Source organism: Pseudomonas sp. Irchel s3b2 (assembly GCF_900187445.1).
GTDB lineage: Bacteria > Pseudomonadota > Gammaproteobacteria > Pseudomonadales > Pseudomonadaceae > Aquipseudomonas.
In genome coordinates this window covers 66,399-83,429 of the sequence record NZ_FYEB01000004.1, presented here as the reverse complement: position 1 = coordinate 83,429, position 17,031 = coordinate 66,399, and the positions used below count along the sequence as shown (strand labels likewise).

Here is a 17,031-nt window from a genome sequence, read left to right as displayed (position 1 = left end):
TTACCACCTACTTAATAGGATATAGCGTAAACGGTACGCCAGTTACAGGATCGAATTTCATTTCAAACCCATTCATTTCAATCAATTTCGGATTTTTTTCCGACTTAGCATTGGGTATATAACCCTCTCCTGCGCCAGGAAGTCTCATCCTCACAATATCTGCCTGCTGAGAATCTTTTCCTGTAAACCGCGGCAAGCCTTGTTCCACCCTCGTTGTTCCAAGATTGTATGCCCTTTGCATAATCACCCAACTAGAAAACCTAGAGCTCGAATTACCTCTTCTTTTTCGCGGTTTTTTACCAGTAATAGGATCCGTACCATCAATAGCTCGTTGTTTCAATGCGGCATCTGGAACCTCTGGACCATGCTTCCCCACCATATGCATGCCCTGACTGTCGTTTAATCTCTTAATTTCTTTCTTGGCAAGCTCCTCAGCACTTAACTTGGATTTCGGTAACTCAGGCTCACCCTCATCAACTTTAATCCCAGTCGTATCATCCGGCGCCTGACACCCAGGCTTATTCGGCGGCGGGCAATTTCCGCTCAACCCCAACGGATCAACCCACCCCGTCGGATTCGGGGTGTATTGATACTGGTTCAGCCCACCCGCCACCTTGATCGGGTCCGGCGTCAGGTACCGGCCAACCTCCGGATCATAGTACCGATGCCGGTTGTAGTGCAGACCGCTCTCGGCGTCGAAGTACTGCCCTTGAAAGCGTAGCGGTTGCTCAAGCTGCTCGCCCCCGCCCAACGCCAGATGCGTGACTTTGCCGTAGGCGTTGTACTTCGCCGACCACACGATCTCGCCACCAAAATCGGTCAGTTCCTGCGGCGTGCCGAGGTGATCGAGTTGGTAGTAAAACGGGCAAGCCTGGCGCGGACCTTTGCCGTCAAGCATGGCCAGCGGGCGGAAGCTGCCGGGCTCATAAACGTAGCTGCGGTAATGCTCGCTGCTGCTTTCAGCAACGAGGTTGTCGCCCTGCCAGAAAAACTCGGTGGTTTTGCCATCAACGGTTTTGGCAATGCGACGGCCGAAGGCGTCGTAGCGGTAACTGGTGCAACGACCGTCCGGAGTGGTGACGCCGACCAGTCGGTGCTGGCAGTCGTAGCGGTACTCGGTGACGAGTTTCTGCGCGGTGCCGCGGCGTTCGTGGGTCAGGTTGCCGAAGGCGTCGTAGTCGTAATGGCGGTCGCCCTGCATGAGCAGGCGATTACCCTTGACGGTAGTCGGGCCGGGCCGATCCTGCATCAGCAGGTTGCCGGCCAGGTCGTGGGCGAAGGACTCAGGTGGGTCGTCGCGGGTGTGACGCAAGCGGGTCAGGCGGTCGAGCGGGTCGTATTGGTAATTGCGCTGGCCGTGGCGGGTGTCGGCGATTTGGTCGAGATTGCCGTTGAGGCCGTAGGCATAGTCGCGGCGGTAGAGGTTTTTTTGCTGTTGGCTGACCGCATGAGCCTTCAAACGGCCTTGGTCGTCGTAGGCATATTCACTGAGCAACAGGCCTTGCTGGCGCTGCTGTTCGCGGCCGGATTTGTATGTGTGGGTTGTAAGACGTGCGCCGTTGAGATCGATGGCCGTCAGCGCGCCGCCCTTGGCGTGGTGGTAGTCGAGTTTGCTGTTGTCCGGCAGGCGCAGTCGCTTGAGCTGGCCGCAGGCGTCGTAGCCATAGCGCAAGGTGCCCCAGCCCTGGTGCTCGGTGATCAGGCGATCCTGCTGGTCGTACTCGAATTCCAGCGGGTGATCGTGGCCGTCATCGACGCTGGTCAGTCGGCCGAGGCGATCGTAACGGTACTCGACCTGAATGCCATCGGGCAGGGTCTTGACCAATAGGCGTCCGGCACTGTCGCGCTGATACCCGGTGATCAGCTGCGAGCCGTCATCGCCAAATTCGGTTTTTTCCAGCAGGTGGCCGTTGAGGTCGTAGACGTAGGCAGTGCGGCGGCCGTCGAAGCCGGTTTCCTGTCGGATCAATCCGCTGGGCGTGTAGTCCAGCTGATATTTTTCGCCGGATTCGTTTTCGATTTCCGTCAGCAATAGCTGCGCGTTGTCATAACGATATTTGAGCTGGGTGCCATCAGGATTAATCCGGCGGCTGACCAGGTGCAGGTCGTCGGCGTATTCGTAGCGGGTGATTCGGCCCAGTTCATCGCGTTCGGCGGTGATCTGGCCGTAGGCGTTGTAACTGAACCCGCGAATGGCGCCGGTAGGCAACGTCGTCTGGAGCAGTCGTCCGACGGCGTCCCACTGGTAACGGGTGAGTGCACCGTGTTCGTCCTGACGGGTCGTCTGCCGCCCCAGCGCATCGTAGGAAAAGCGCCGCAGCCCACCGTCCGGCAGGGTCTCTTCGAGCAGTTGCCCCAAGGCATTCCAGACGAACACATGCCGGCTGGTATCCGGATAGCGGATCGATAGCAGGCGCCCCTGAGGGTCGTAGTGGTAATGGGTGATATGGCCGTCGGGATCGGTGGCCTCGGTCACATCCCCCTGCGCATTGCGCTGGTATTTCCATACCGCTTTGCCGCGATAGCGCGCATGCAGGAAACCATTGCGGTATTCGTAGGCCGTTGGCTCGTCTTCCGGTGGAATCAGCGCCACCAACCGTCCGACTTCGTCATAACGGTATTCAGTGACGGCCCCCAACGGATCCTGCTCGGCCACCAAGCGGCCCTGATCGTCATAGACCTTGAGCTGTTCGCCACCGTCCAGCCCGACCTTGCGCACCAGCCGCGCCCGGTCGTCGTGCTCGTAAACTTCTTCACTGCCGTCGGCGTTTTTAACCACCACGCTGCCGTGGTCATCCCAGACATACCGCGCATCCATCTGCGCAAACGATGCCCAGTGCCGGACGCAGCGCGCCGCCTTGCCGGAGCGTTCCCACGCCCAGAAGAAACTCGCGCCACCGGCCAGTTGCCGCTGCAGGATGACGTGCCGGTCGTCGTAGTCGTAACGCTCGCTCTCCCCGGCGGCATTGCTCGCTTCGATCAGTTGATCGCGTTCGTCGTAGCGGTAACTGACCAGCGTTTGTTCGGTTTGCCAGGCTTCGTCGAGGGTCTGCGCCGGGACAAACACCTGATAGTCGACGGCGATCAGATGAGCGCGGTCATAGCGCAACAGCAAGGCGCGGTCGGCGCCGTTGTCGAGGCGTTGAATACGCTCCTGACGGTCGCGGGTGATGCGCAAGCGGTTGTCGTAGGCGTCGCTGATCGCCGTCAGCCGACCGTTGTGAAAGTGGTAGAAACGCGCGTCGTCGCCGGCCTGGGCGAGGATCAGCTCCTCGGGAACAGCCCCGAGATAAATCGCGGCGCGTGACAGGCTGTTGTGGATCGCCGAACGCTCAATAGATGGCAATGGGAACGTCGTGCGACGATTTTCGTGGTCGATCCAGATGACCTGATCACCCTCCATCTCCAGTCGATGGGCGAGCGAATGGCTCCAGCCAAAACCCAGCCCGCAGTCGATCTCGGCAGCGCTGGTGCGATAGAACCGGATGAAATCGAACGGCAGAATCCCATCCAGCGCACCGTCGGTGAGGGTCAGTAGTTCTTCGCCGGTGACCATCGACACCGGGCATTTGTTGGTCGCGGTTTTATCGGCCGAGTCGGCGCTGTCGCCGTTGGGGTTGGTGGCCTGTTTCGAGACGTCGTCGCGGTGTTCGTTTTGCTTGAGCGTGGTGTTGCGTTGAGCATCCCAGCGCAGTTGCATCCGGCCTTTTTTCAGGCCCGCCGCGATGCCCCGCGCGGCGACCTTTTTGTAGCGGTCGACGTAGCTCATGAAGCTGTCGATGATCGTGAAGATCGCTTTGACCAAGCGCAGCACGGCATCGATGATCCGTGCGCCGTAGTTGGCCAGGCGCATGCTCAAGTAGGCGATCCCGGCGCCGGCCCCGGTGAACGTCAGGACGATCCCGATCAGAATGTCGAGCAGCAATTGCACCACGCCCGTCGACACCGCCTCGGCGGTTTTACCGGCGACCTCGCTGGGCGGCAGCATTTCCAGCCACAGGCTGGCGGTGCGCAGCAGCAAACACAGCGCCGCTTCGTCACTGGCCAGCAGCTGGATCTTTTCCATCACCTGCGGTGATTTTTCTGCCAGCTCACGCAACTGATCGGCACCGCTGCCTAAGCGATCAGCGAACTGGCGGGGATCCTGGAGAATGTCCGACAGCAGGCTGATGCTGTCCCACACGCCCTCGATCGCCGCCCAACTTCCCGCGAGCATTCCGTTGCCCGCGGCCACCAAAGTCGACTGTGACCACTGCGGCTTGAACCCCTCCCACTCGCTACGCAGCCAAGCTTCCAACGCCTTGCTCAGGCCGTCGTAGGAGGAAAACAGCTCGCTCACCTGATCCGGGGTGACTTCACTCTGAACATGAACGCGGTAGCGCTTGCCCTCTTCCCCTCGGAACATTCCCTTGCCGTTTTCATCGAGCGTGACCGGCGTCGACTTCCCGCCCTCCATGGCGATCACATCGACCTGAATGTTCCCCAACGGAATGTCGTAAACCGATTCGAACTTGCTCTCGATTTCGAGTATTCCGCCTTTCGGGCACTGGACAACGGTGGAGAGAAAATCATCGTCGCCGCTGCTGACAGCGGTGCTGGAGCTGCCGAATTTGATGATCCGCTCCATGCCCATCAGTGACGGCAGATCCGCCACGTGGCTGGCCTTGTCGGCGGACTGGCTGAGCCAGTGATTGAGCTGTTCGCGATAGAGCGAGAGGGTGTGCGGGAAGCTGTCGAGTTCTTCCTCGATGCGGGTGACGTGCTCCATCAACGCACCCAAAAGTACGGTGTTGTTGGAGAAAAGGAGTCGAACATGAGCAATCCCTTGCGCAGAAAATTAGCCGCGGGGACTTTGCGGGGGATCGATCAGGAAAGAAGTCGGGAAAGGTGGAAATGGATGTAGGGGGATTCGCTGATTAACAGCGAGTAAATAACGAGCAAGACACAAGCGGGCTTGCTCGCAAAGACGGCTAATGGGTGACACACCGCTTTCGCGGGCAAGCCCGCGCCTACAGGCATTAGAAATGCCAGACGTTACGCCTGAGGCATTTTGCGAAACCCCACGGCCAGGCGATTCCAGCTGTTGATGGTGGAAATCGCCACGGTCAGGTCGACCATTTCCTTAGGGCTGAACTCGGCGCTGAGCAGCGCATAGTCTTCATCCGGCGCGTGGGTCAGGCTCAGTTGGGTCAAGGATTCGGTCCAGGCCAGCGCGGCGCGCTCACGATCGGTGAAGAACGGTGCCTCGCGCCAGGCCGTCACGGCGAACAGTCGACGTGGCGTTTCCCCGTCCTTGATGGCATCGGCAGTGTGCATGTCGATGCAGAAGGCACAGCCGTTGATCTGCGAAGCACGCAACTTGACCAGTTCGATCAGCGACTTTTCCAGCGGTAGTTTCGAAACGGCAGCTTCCAGGGCCATCATGGCTTTGAGTCCGTCCGGGGAGGCCGTGTAGAAATCGATACGAGGTTGCATGGTGAGCTCCAATGACCAGTGGGATTGGCGCTACGTTAATGCCGACCTGGCGTTGAACAAATAGCCAATTATTGGGAAGTTGAGGATGCCAATGGATAAGCTCGATAAATAAGCATCATGGGTAATTGCCATCACCTCATTAGCAGTACTAGAATGCGATTCATTCTTGATTACGAGGCCAGGATGCCCGAAATGAGTATCTGCCCATGTCACTCTCATCCCGAATGTCGTTGTCCTGCGCCCCTTCGTCGCCCCCTGAAACGGCGCATAAAAAGCCGCTGACACGTCGACAAACCCTTGTTCGTCTGGGCCTGTTGCTGGTGGTTGGTCCCATCGGCATAACATTGCAACATGTGCCGTTCGAGCACTGGAACACTCAAGGGCGCACCTCGGTCGGTGAACAGCAGCCTGTTGAAGGCCAATCCGAATGCACCTATGCACATGACCTTCGACTGCCTAAGCCCGACTGCGCAACCACTGCAAAAACCCTTTCTTCGCCACCACCTTAGGCACTTCCTGAATCAGCGTCTGAGCCGTATACATACGGAAATCCAGCAAGGCCTTCATCGCTTCGCTGATGTCATGGCGAGCATCCAGGCAGGGTTTGAGGTATTCCTTCTCGATGCGATAAAGCGTGCAAAAAGTCTTGGCCGAAAAGTCGGCGAGCGCCGATTCATCGGAAAGAATCCCGGCCTCGCCGATCACCTCACCCGGCCCCATGCGCCCGGCCTCGAACTTTTTGCCACTGCGGCTCAGGGCGACCGACACCACACCAGACTCGATGATGAACAGGTGATCGCTCACCTCCCCCGCCGGCAGGATCATTTCCCCGGCACGGAAGGTTTGCAGCTTCATGTTCTGGCTGAAGGTTTCTTTCTCTTCCTGACGCAGGGTCGAGAAGATGTTCGAGCTATCCAGCAACGCCCGCTGTCGTGACAGCGCAGCAGGCACGTTGGGTTCGACGCTCGACAACAGGCTGACACCGGACGCCTGCAAATGCCGGAACGCCAGGTCAAACAGCAGATTACGCACCATGCGCTTCTGATCCATGGAGACCACGAAGCCGCTGATTTCGTATTCCACGCCGGTGCTGCCGGAGCTTTTCAACGACACGCTCGGCGCCGGTTTGGCCAGCAGGAAGCGGCACCCTTGCATGGCCCGTTCCAGTGCATCGATCACCGTTTGCGGACGCGCGTGGGGGCTCACTTGCAGGCTGATCGACACCCCGAAAATGTCACTGGGCCGGCTGAAGTTGACGATTTTGGCCTTGGCCGCCAGGGAATTGGGAATCACCGCCATGCTGCCTTGCGCGGTCTGCAGACGCGTGGCGCGCCAGTCGATGTCGGTGACCCGGCCTTCGGTACCGTCGATGGAGATCCAGTCATCCAGTTGATAGGGTTTGGTGGTGTTCAGGACAATCCCGGAGAACACGTCGCTGAGGGTGCTTTGCAAGGCCAGGCCGACGATGATCGCCAACGCGCCGGACGTTGCCAGCACGCCCTTGACCGGCAATTCGAGTACGTACGCCAGGGCGGCGATGACCGCGATCAGGAAAATCACTGCGCCGAGCAGATCCTGCAACAAACGCCCGGTGTGCCCGACCCGTTGCATCATCACCGCGCCGATCAATACCGTCAGGGTGCGCGCGGCGAACAGCCACCAGCCAATTTGCAAACCGGTCGCCGCCAGGTGCAACGGCACATTATCGGCCCAGGGCGCCGGCTCCATAGGGTTCAAGCCTTCGTTGAACAGCAGCACGCTGAACAGCGAAAAAATCACCAACCGCACCGCCAGTTTCCAGTTGCTGCCGCTGGCGGTGAACAAACGCCACAACCCCAGATCGATCAGGATCAGAATCAGCGCGCTGAGCAACGGGTGATCGGTAAGCAGTGACAGCATCAAGCAACTCCAAGCGATTGATCTCTGTAGGAGCCAGGCTTGCCGTCAGATAAGTGAATGAACCGCTTTTCGTAAGGGCCAGGCTTGCCGGCGAAGGCGGTTTCAAGATCGCTTTCGCCGGCAAGCCTGGCTCCTACAGGTCCGATTTTCCCTTAACTGACCGGCAAGCCTGGCCCTACAGAGGGTATGTCAGGTTACTTGGTATTGGTAAGGGTGTTGTAGCTGGTCATCAGGTTGCGGTAGTCCGGAATGTGGTTGGAGAACAGGGTCGCCAGACCTTCCACGTCGTTGCGCCAGTCGCGATGCAGTTCACAGGCCAGGCCGAACCAGGTCATCAGCTGGGCGCCGGAGGACGACATGCGATCCCACGCCGATTGACGGGTCAGTTCGTTGAAGGTGCCGGAAGCGTCGGTCACCACGAACACCTCAAAGCCTTCGGCCAGCGCCGACAGCGCCGGGAATGCCACGCAAACTTCGGTTACCACACCGGCGATGATCAGTTGTTTCTTGCCGGTGGCCTTGATCGCCTTGACGAAGTCTTCGTTATCCCAGGCATTGATCTGGCCTGGGCGCGCGATGTACGGCGCATCCGGGAACAACTCTTTGAGTTCCGGTACCAGCGGACCGTTGGGGCCGGTTTCGAAACTGGTGGTCAGAATCGTCGGTAGCTTGAAGTACTTGGCCAGGTCGGCCAGGGCCAGCACGTTGTTCTTGAAACGATCCGGATCGATGTCGCGCACCAGAGAAAGCAGACCCGCCTGATGGTCCACCAGCAGAACGGCGGCGTTATCTTTGTCGAGACGTTTGTAGGAAGTAGTCATGGAGTAATCCTCGCTTTTTATCGATGCCGAACGGGCCGGCGTAAGTGAACTCTGTTTTTTCGTTTAAACGTGGCCAGGCAAGCGTAGTCAGGCAAGCCCGGCACGTCACAGCGTTACAACATTGATTTCAACCGGGCATCCGACCGAAGTGACCGGACTGGAAGTCGGCAAAGGCCTGGTGAATCTCCTGCTCGCTGTTCATCACGAACGGGCCGTGGCCGACGATGGGTTCGTCGATCGGCTCGCCGCTGAGTAGCAGCACCACGGCGTCGTTATTGGCTTCCAGGCTGAGCTGATTGCCATTGCGCTCGAACAACGCCAACTGCCCTTCGCGCACCAGTTCCTTCTGGTTGACCTGCACCGTGCCGCGCAGCACCACCAGTGCGGTGTTGCGTCCTTCGTGCAGATCCAGGGCCAGCAACTTGCCGGCCTTCAAGCGAACGTCCCACACGTCTATCGGCGTGAAAGTCCGCGCCGGGCCTTTGTGGCCGTCGAATTCACCGGCGATCAAGCGCAGGCTGCCAGCGTTGTTCTTGAGTGGGAGGCTCGGGATATCACCGTCGAGAATCGTCTGGTAACCGGGCTCGGCCATTTTGTCCCTGGCCGGCAGGTTGACCCACAGCTGCACCATTTCCAGGGTGCCGCCGCTCTTGGCGAAACCTTCGGAGTGAAACTCTTCATGAAGAATCCCCGAGGCCGCGGTCATCCATTGCACGTCGCCGGGGCCGATCTTGCCGCCGCTGCCGGTGGAGTCGCGGTGTTCCAGTTCGCCCTTGTAGACGATAGTCACGGTTTCGAAACCGCGGTGCGGATGCTGACCAACGCCACGACGCTCGGTGGTCGGGGTGAATTCGGCAGGGCCGGCGTGATCCAGCAGCAGAAACGGGCTGATGTGTTTGCCCAGGTTGTCGTAGGAAAACAGCGTGCGAACCGGAAAACCGTCGCCGACCCAATGGGTCCGTGGGCTGGTGTAAATACCGATGATGTTTTTCATCTTTTGCTCCAAATCTGTTGTGTGACGCGATGGACAAAGCTTAAAACCGGAGCCTTTGCTGCGCTAGACTGCAAAAATCAGCCTTAGCGTTCTATTTGGAGAACGATGATGGAAGACCTCAACACCCTGTACTACTTCACCCAAGTGGTGGAGCACCACGGTTTCGCCCCGGCCGGGCGCGCGCTGGACATGCCCAAATCCAAGCTCAGCCGACGCATCGCCGAGCTCGAAGAACGACTTGGTGTGCGGCTGCTGCACCGCACCAGTCGGCATTGCTCGTTGACTGAAATCGGCCAGGCGTATTACCAGCGTTGCCTGGCCATGCGGGTGGAAGCCGAAAGCGCCGCCGAACTGATCGAACGCAATCGTTCCGAACCCCAGGGCCTGGTGCGTATCAGTTGCCCGACCGCGCTGCTGAACACTTGGGTCGGGCCGATGCTGACCCGCTACATGCTCAAATACCCGTTGGTGGAGTTGTTCATCGAAAGCACCAACCGCCGGGTCGATCTGATCCACGAAGGGTTCGATATCGCTCTGCGAGTGCGCTTTCCACCGCTGGAAAACACCGACATGGTGATGAAGGTGCTGGGCAACAGCACCCAATGCCTGGTGGGCAGTCCGGCGTTTGCGCAGCGTTTGTCGTCACCGGCCACGCCGGCTGATCTCAGCGGTCTGCCAAGCGTGCATTGGGGTGGCGCGCAGCGTGAATATCAGTGGGAATTGTTCGGCGCCGACGGTGCCAGCGCGCTGATTCGTCATACCCCGCGGATGGTCACTGACGATTTGCTGGCCTTGCGTCACGCAGTGCTCGCCGGCATCGGCATCGCCCACCTGCCCAACGTGGTGGTGCGTGATGAGATTGCCGCCGGACGGCTGGTGGAACTGATACCGGGCTGGACCCCGAAGTGCGGGATCGTGCATGCGATCTTCCCCTCACGACGCGGATTGTTGCCGTCGGTGCGGACCTTGATCGACTTTCTCGGGGAGGAATTCAGTCACAGTGACATCGCTTGAGGCAGGCGATAGACGGGAGATCAAGCCTCAGCCCTGTTCAAGACTGTGGTCCAGGCGCGTCATGGCTTGATGCAACTGATCGACGGCTATATCAATCAATGCGGCATCGCCCTTGCCACATGCACGCTCCAATTGTTCGCAACACTCGACCAGGCTCAGCGCCCGGACCATCTGCGCCCCGCCCTTGATGCGATGTGCCAGGTCCTGCAAGCCGTGGTGATTGCCGCTGGCATGTTCTTGCAGCAGGCGTTCGCGATCATCGCGGTTGGTCACGGCCAGGTCGTGCAACAGTTGGGTGATCAGTTCATAGTCGGCCCCTGTGTATCGCTGCAGCCCGCTTAAATCGATTTCGACCATGGAAAGGCCTTCGGTCGCGTCTGCCGGTTCGCTGGAAAATCTCGTGGCCAACCATGCACTCAGGTCGATCAATCGAATCGGTTTAAACAGGCAATCGTCCATACCTGCTTCAATACAACGGGTTTTCACCTCGGGTTGCGCATTGGCGGTGAAGCCCAGAATCACGGTCGGTTGCCCCACTTCAAACCGTTCCTCATCGCGGATCGCACCCGCCAGTTCATAACCGCTGACCAGCGGCATGTTGCAGTCGGTGATGACCAGATCGAAGGTGTGTTCACGCCATTGCTTGAAACCTTGCTGACCATCCTCCGCGACTCGAACGTGGTGCCCCAAATAACTCAGTTGCCGCGAAAGCAACAACCGATTGGCCGGGTAATCATCGACCACCAGAATCGTCAGAGGGCGGGTCTTTATCTGTGATTCACTCTCCGACATTTCAATGACGGGCAACGTGTGCAATGCGACCACTTCAAGGCTGATGTCCACCCGGGTGCCGTGCCCCAGAAGGCTGTCGAGCTGCAAGCGCCCCCCCATCATTTCGCACAACGTGCGGCTGATCGCCAGCCCCAGACCGGAACCCTGTCGGCCTGTTTGCTGACTGTTCCCTGCCTGCACGAAAGGGCTGAACAGTCGTTGCTGGTCAAAGGCGCTGATACCGATGCCGCTGTCCTCGATGCGCACACTGACCACGAGACGATCAGGCGGCGCGGGCACAATCCGCATGCTCAGACTGACCTCGCCTTCGTGGGTGAACTTGATTGCATTGCTCAATAGATTGGACAGCACCTGTTTGAAACGCGTGGGGTCGATCAACACATCACGGTCGCTGTGCTCGTCCAGTTCGACCCGCCACTGCAGATTCTTCTGCCGTGCCAGGCCTTCAAAGACCCGGCATACCGACACTACCAGCGCCTGCAAATTGGCCCGCTCCGGCGACAGCGACAGATGTCCGGACTCGATACGGGCGATGTCCAGAATGTCGCCGATCAATGCCAGCAACTGCTGCCCGGCATTTGACGCCACCTCGATGGCCGCGCGGTCGGTAACGCCCTCATCTGCCCGTTTCAGCGCCAGTTCAAGCATGCCGAGCAGTGCATTCATCGGCGTGCGGATCTCATGGCTCATGGTGGCCAGGAACGTGGTCTTGGCCCGGTTGGCATCGTCGGCGGCGTCCTTGGCGTCCTGCAGTTGTTTGAGCCACTGCTGACGCTGACGAATCTGCCGACGCTGCCAGACGATCCAGGCCAGGGCGAGCAGCAACAAGGCGCCGGCCACGACGAAGGCCTGGAGAATTTGTTGGCGATGACGCAGCCAGTAGCTTTCCTCCAGCATCAGGTCATTGCGCCAATACTGAGTCATCTCGTCGATCTCTTCGGGGGCGATACTGAGCAGCGCCTTGTCCAGTATCGAATGCAGCTCGGGGGCGTCCCGCCCGGTCGCCAGCGTGCTGCGAGCGGGATCGACGCCAACGGTGCTTGTCACTTGCAGACGACCGCGATACAGCCGGGAAATCATGTAACGGGCGCCGATCAACGAATTGATACCGCCGTCAGCCTTGCCTTGGGCGACCATTTCCATCGCATCTGCCGTCAACGGTGCATTGACCAGCCGGATTTGCGGAAAATGCTGACGGATGAATTCGCCAGCACTGTTGCCCTGGGTAACGGCCAGGGTTTTGCCTGCCATATCATCAAGCGTCACGGGGCTGCCCGGCTCTGCGCGAGTCACCAGTACATTCGGGCTGGTCAGAAACGGGCGAGTGAACTGCAACTCGGCTTCACGTTCGATGCTGGGGCTGATTCCTGCCACCAGATCGACCTGCCCGGTCTTGATCCACTCGAACATTTCAGCGACGGACTTTGTCGGTCGTATGTCGAACGTCAAGCCTGTGCGCAGGCTGATTTTCTCCAATACATCAGCGCCAATACCGCGAAACCTGCCTTCGCTGTCGAAGAAGGAAATCGGCATCAGATTTTCATTGATCGCGACCCTCAAATGCGGATGCTGCTGGAGCCAATGCTGCTCGGTCACGCTGAAATGCAACGGCTGAGTGCCCGAAATAGAGGCACCTCCACCTCCCCAGCGGCGCAAGATATTCATTTGTTCATTGGTCGTGATCGCCGTCAGCGCCTGGTTGACGATACGCAACAACCGGCGATTATCGCGGGCCATGGCAAAGGCAAAACGGCCAGGCTCCATGGCAGAAAAATCAGCCAGCTGGACGTTGTTCAGGTAGTTTTTGCTGATCAGGTATTGGGCGCTGATCGCATCGCCCAGATAGACATCCGCCTGACCGAACGCCACGGCCCCTACCGCCCCCAGCGTCGAAGGAAAGAGCTCGACCCGTGCCTCGGGATAAAACTGCTGCACGTATTGCTCGGGCAAGTAGTGGTACAGCATCGCCAGGCGCTTGCCGGCCAGTGCCGGGGTCAGCGTGTAAGGCGAATCGGTGCGGGTCACCAGTACCGGTTGATCGACGGCATAGGCGCTGGACTTCTGTAGCTGCGGATCCTGTGCCTCATAACTGTTAGCCGTTCCCAGCAGGTCGGCCGTCCCTTGTTTGAGCGCCTGGAGGGCCTCTTCTCGCGACCCGTAGCGTTGAACGTCGATCTCCACCTGCAAAAGCTGTTTGAGCAAACCGGCGTAGTCCGCCGTAACCCCCTCCAACGCATGGCCCGTGGTAGTGATGTCGAAGGGGGGATAGTCCGGGGCAGAGACGGCAAGCACCAACCGGCCCTTTTGCTGCAGCCAGCGTGAATCGGCCTCCGACAGCTTGACCGTAGACCCTTGCGCGTAGGAACGACCCAGCAAGGTCAAAGTTTGCGGCTGGGCACTGACATACGACATCCATAGGCCAAGCCCCAGGAACAGCAGGCTTTTCAGGCAGCGCAAGTGTCGGAGGGTGTTCATTCAGATCAGATGATTGCGTCGGGCAAGATCACGCAGATGCACCGACGATTCCACGTTGAGTTTTCCGATCAAACGGGTTTTGTAGGTACTGACGGTCTTGTGGCTCAAATGCATGATTTCAGCGATGACCTTGTTGCTCACGCCCCGTGCCAGATGCTGGAAGATCGTCAATTCGCGGTCCGACAGATTGTCGATCATCTGCTTTTCGCTGCGCTGCAACATACTCAAGGACACTGAACTCGAGGGCAGCTGTGTGAAATAGGTGTATCCCCCCATCACGGCGTGCACGGCTTTGTGCAGATGCTGCAGATCGTTGGTCTTGGCGACATAGGCCGCAGCACCGGCGCGCATGCATCGATCCTGATAAAACATGGGCTCCTGGGACGTGAAGACCACGATGCGACACCGCACCTCGCCAGCCTGAATCCGTGCCAGCACATCCAGCCCGTCGAGGGATGGAATGTTGAGATCCAGCACCACCAGTTCAGGCTTGTGTTCGCGAATCATCGGCAAGACCTCATTACCGCTGGAGGCTTCGTAGATGCGTTTGTATCCCTCAAGCTTGAGTACGATTTCGACTGCTCTGCGAATCACCGGATGATCGTCCACAATCAACGCTGACTTCATGGCAACTCCCTAGGCAAAAACACGAGCACTCACTGCCCATGGGCAAGGTCCGGATTAGACGCAGTAGCTGCGCATGGACTTTTGCATGGAATGCCGGTCTGAACTACCTGACAGAAATGATAGTTCAGACGAACGGTCCTGCGGATCAACGAACGCCATCAAACGTTGAATTGATGCGAGGTCAGGCAAGATGTGACTGACCTGAATCTTCTGTTGCCCCCTGGCTGGCAGCGGTGGCAACCAGGCCTGTTGGCCGTCGTAGATCAGCACACGCTCCAGTTGCCGGTTATCGAGGCAATAATCCACCAAGTCCAGAGTCCCACCCGCCAGCGCGGCATCGATGACCAACAGATCGAAGGGTTCGCGACCGTACTCCACCAGGGTCAGCAACTCTTCCAGGCTTTGCACCGGCGCTACCCGGTAATAACCGAGCTGGTTGAAACAACGCTCGATTCTCAGCCGGTTAAAGTGTTGTTCGTCAGCGATCAGGATGCGAAAGGACTTGTTCGACAATGGCGCCCCCCTGAAGGGTGTCAGATTAATGAGGGCGCAAGGCTACGGAAGACCTCTCGGGCTTTCTGTAGGACTTTTCTGAAATGCCGTACCCCTTTCGGACGCGCTCCTGTAGTAGGCGTTGCGGCAGACTGTGATCTTTTCAGGAGCGACTCAATATCAGCTCGCTGTGGCCAACAACACGTCCATCACCGACCGGCCATGCCCAGGGGATTTGCCATGGTCATACAACGAGCCGGCAATTTCATCGGCGCGGATCGGCAGGATCGACAGCAAGGTGTCGCTCAAGCCGTGACTGGCCTGGCAGAAACCCTGCATGTAGATGCCGGCCTTGCAACGCTCGTCGGTGATCAATTTGTAGTTGCGATCAACCTCGAAATCACCCAGGTACTGTTCCAGCGGCGCCAGCAGTTTGCGGTGCATTTGGCGCTCGTAACCGGTGGCCAGCACCACGGCGTCGTAGCAGCGAGCCTTGACTGCACCGGTGGCGTTGTTGCGCATCACCAGCTCGATGCCGCGCTCGGTGGCGGTGGCTTTTTCGAGGGTGGTCAGGGTACGGAACGCGTGGCGCGCGATGCCCGAGACTTTCTGCCGGTAGAAGATACCGTAGATGCGTTCGATCAGGTCGATGTCCACCACCGAATAGTTGGTGTTGTGGTATTCGTTGACCAGGCGCTCGCGTTCGCTGCTGGCCTGCTGGAACACCAGGTCGGTGAACTCCGGCGAGAACACTTCGTTGACGAAGGGGCTGTCATCAGCCGGTTTCAGGGCCGAGCCGCGCAGGATCATATCCACCTGCACCGACGGGAAGCTGTCGTTCAAATCGATGAAGGCTTCCGCCGCACTCTGCCCGCCGCCGATGATCGCGATGCTCATCGGTTGGTTGTTCACGCACGGCTGCTTGGCCATGCGCTCCAGGTACTGGGAGTGGTGGAACACCCGGCCGTCATCCTTCAGCGCCTTGAACGCTTCAGGAATGCGCGGTGTACCGCCGGCGCTGACCACCACCGAACGGGTGGTGCGCACATGCTGCTGACCTTGAGTATCGCGCGAGATCACCCGCAGTGCTTCAACCTGCTGGTGATGCAGCACCGGCTCAATGGTCAGCACTTCCTCACCATAGCGGCTCTGTTGGGTAAATTGCCCGGCGACCCAGCGCAGGTAGTCGTTGTATTCCATGCGACACGGGTAAAAGGTGCCGAGGTTGATGAAGTCCACCAGACGACCGTGGTGCTTGAGGTAGTTGACGAAGGAATACGGGCTGGTCGGGTTACGCAGCGTCACCAGATCCTTGAGGAAGGAAATCTGCAGTTCGCTCTGGGTGACCAGGGTGTTGCCGTGCCAGCGATAGTCCGCCTGCTTGTCGAGAAACAGCACATCCAGCTCGCCCTGGCTCGGCCCGCGCTCTTGCAGGGCGATGGCCAGAGCCAGGTTCGAAGGGCCGAAGCCGACGCCGATCAGGTCGTGAACGATGGGCGATGCAATTGCCTGTGTCATTTCCAGTGTCCTCTGGATGAACCCCGGAGCAGCGGGGATAAAGCCTGGGTGACCTGACCGGCCTTTTCGGCAGCAGATCGTCTGTTGAATAGGAACGAGGACAATGAAAAAAAATTTAACGTGGCTGGCTTAAACGATGCCGATCAATGGGCGTCCCACTGGCGCATGCGCACCCGGCAATGCTTCATGGCATTGACGATGTGCTTTTCCACCAGCGCCCGGGAAATACCCAGGTGCTCGGCGATTTGCGGGTGCGACAAGCCGTCGATCTTGCGCAAAAGAAAACTCTCGCGACACAGCCGTGGCAACTCCGCCAGTGCGCGCTGGAGCATGTCCAGGCGTTGACCGTGATCGATACTGTTATGGGGGGATGGCGTGAAGTAGCGTTCTTCGCTGTCGAGCACGTCCAGGGATTCGACCTGACGCAAGGCATTGCGGCGGTGGTCGTCAATCACCAGATTGAGCGCGGTGCGATAAAGAAATGCCCGGGGTTGTTCGATCGGCGTCTCACTGGAACGCTCCAGCACCCGCAGATAAGCGTCATGCACCACATCTTCGGCCACCTGACGGTTGCCTAGCTTGGCGTTCAGGAAACACACCAGCTCGCGATAGTAGTTTTCCAACATGACTCCCGGCCGCAAAGGGTGCGGTTTCTATCCTTGAACCAGATCCGCGACCGCGGGGTAGGCAGTGGCACGATGGTGGCAGTTTCGAGCGTGTAATTTATAGTAATTCTCATATAGATTTAAAGCGCTGTTTCTATTTGCCTGATAAATAGTGCTGTCCTATACCTGTAAACCTTGCCTGTCCTTCCAAGCGTCCGCGGTTAAATTCCCCGCCTCTTCCATCGTTTACAGGACAGCTCCCCGTGTCTGTCGGCCCTTCCGACAGCGTCCAGCTGTCGCCAGATTTTGCGCGTCACCT

11 protein-coding genes are annotated in these 17,031 nt (G+C 58.7%); 1 reads left to right on the top strand and 10 read right to left on the bottom strand.

What is annotated here, in order from left to right:
• Window positions 1-7: 7 nt before the first annotated feature.
• From CKW20_RS11765 to CKW20_RS11745, 5 genes are all read right to left on the bottom strand, one after another.
• Window positions 8-4,768: an RHS repeat-associated core domain-containing protein gene (locus CKW20_RS11765; RefSeq protein ID WP_095053059.1), complete on the bottom strand. Its 4,761-nt coding sequence runs from the start codon at window positions 4,766-4,768 to the stop codon at window positions 8-10.
• Between the two features lie 266 nt (window positions 4,769-5,034).
• Window positions 5,035-5,475 (bottom strand): carboxymuconolactone decarboxylase family protein, encoded by a 441-nt coding sequence (locus CKW20_RS11760; protein ID WP_095053058.1) that lies wholly within the window; start codon window positions 5,473-5,475, stop codon window positions 5,035-5,037.
• A gap of 456 nt (window positions 5,476-5,931) precedes the next feature.
• On the bottom strand, window positions 5,932-7,374 hold the full coding sequence (locus tag CKW20_RS11755) for a mechanosensitive ion channel family protein (RefSeq protein WP_095053057.1): 1,443 nt from the start codon (window positions 7,372-7,374) through the stop codon (window positions 5,932-5,934).
• A gap of 194 nt (window positions 7,375-7,568) precedes the next feature.
• Window positions 7,569-8,195 carry an isochorismate family cysteine hydrolase YcaC gene (gene ycaC / locus CKW20_RS11750; protein WP_095053056.1) on the bottom strand — a complete coding sequence of 209 codons (627 nt, stop codon included), beginning with the start codon at window positions 8,193-8,195 and terminating at the stop codon, window positions 7,569-7,571.
• A 127-nt stretch (window positions 8,196-8,322) separates the two neighbouring features.
• Window positions 8,323-9,189, bottom strand: a complete 867-nt coding sequence (locus CKW20_RS11745) for a pirin family protein (protein WP_095053055.1) — start codon at window positions 9,187-9,189, stop codon at window positions 8,323-8,325.
• A gap of 108 nt (window positions 9,190-9,297) precedes the next feature.
• On the opposite strand from CKW20_RS11745, the gene CKW20_RS11740 reads away from it, so the two are divergent.
• Window positions 9,298-10,203 carry a LysR substrate-binding domain-containing protein gene (locus tag CKW20_RS11740; RefSeq protein WP_218227998.1) on the top strand — a complete coding sequence of 302 codons (906 nt, stop codon included), beginning with the start codon at window positions 9,298-9,300 and terminating at the stop codon, window positions 10,201-10,203.
• 27 nt (window positions 10,204-10,230) lie between these two features.
• On the opposite strand, the gene CKW20_RS11735 is transcribed toward CKW20_RS11740, so the two are convergent.
• The 5 genes from CKW20_RS11735 to CKW20_RS11715 form a co-directional block, all read right to left on the bottom strand.
• Complete coding sequence (locus CKW20_RS11735; protein ID WP_095053053.1) at window positions 10,231-13,470, bottom strand: transporter substrate-binding domain-containing protein; 3,240 nt, start codon at window positions 13,468-13,470, stop codon at window positions 10,231-10,233.
• Window positions 13,471-14,097, bottom strand: coding sequence for a response regulator transcription factor (locus CKW20_RS11730; RefSeq protein ID WP_095053052.1), 627 nt, complete (start codon window positions 14,095-14,097; stop codon window positions 13,471-13,473).
• Between the two features lie 54 nt (window positions 14,098-14,151).
• Window positions 14,152-14,610 carry a response regulator gene (locus CKW20_RS11725; RefSeq protein ID WP_141228938.1) on the bottom strand — a complete coding sequence of 153 codons (459 nt, stop codon included), beginning with the start codon at window positions 14,608-14,610 and terminating at the stop codon, window positions 14,152-14,154.
• A gap of 159 nt (window positions 14,611-14,769) precedes the next feature.
• Window positions 14,770-16,107, bottom strand: a complete 1,338-nt coding sequence (locus CKW20_RS11720) for a lysine N(6)-hydroxylase/L-ornithine N(5)-oxygenase family protein (RefSeq protein WP_095053051.1) — start codon at window positions 16,105-16,107, stop codon at window positions 14,770-14,772.
• 143 nt (window positions 16,108-16,250) lie between these two features.
• Window positions 16,251-16,733, bottom strand: coding sequence for a sigma-70 family RNA polymerase sigma factor (locus CKW20_RS11715; RefSeq protein WP_095053050.1), 483 nt, complete (start codon window positions 16,731-16,733; stop codon window positions 16,251-16,253).
• Window positions 16,734-17,031 lie beyond the last annotated feature (298 nt).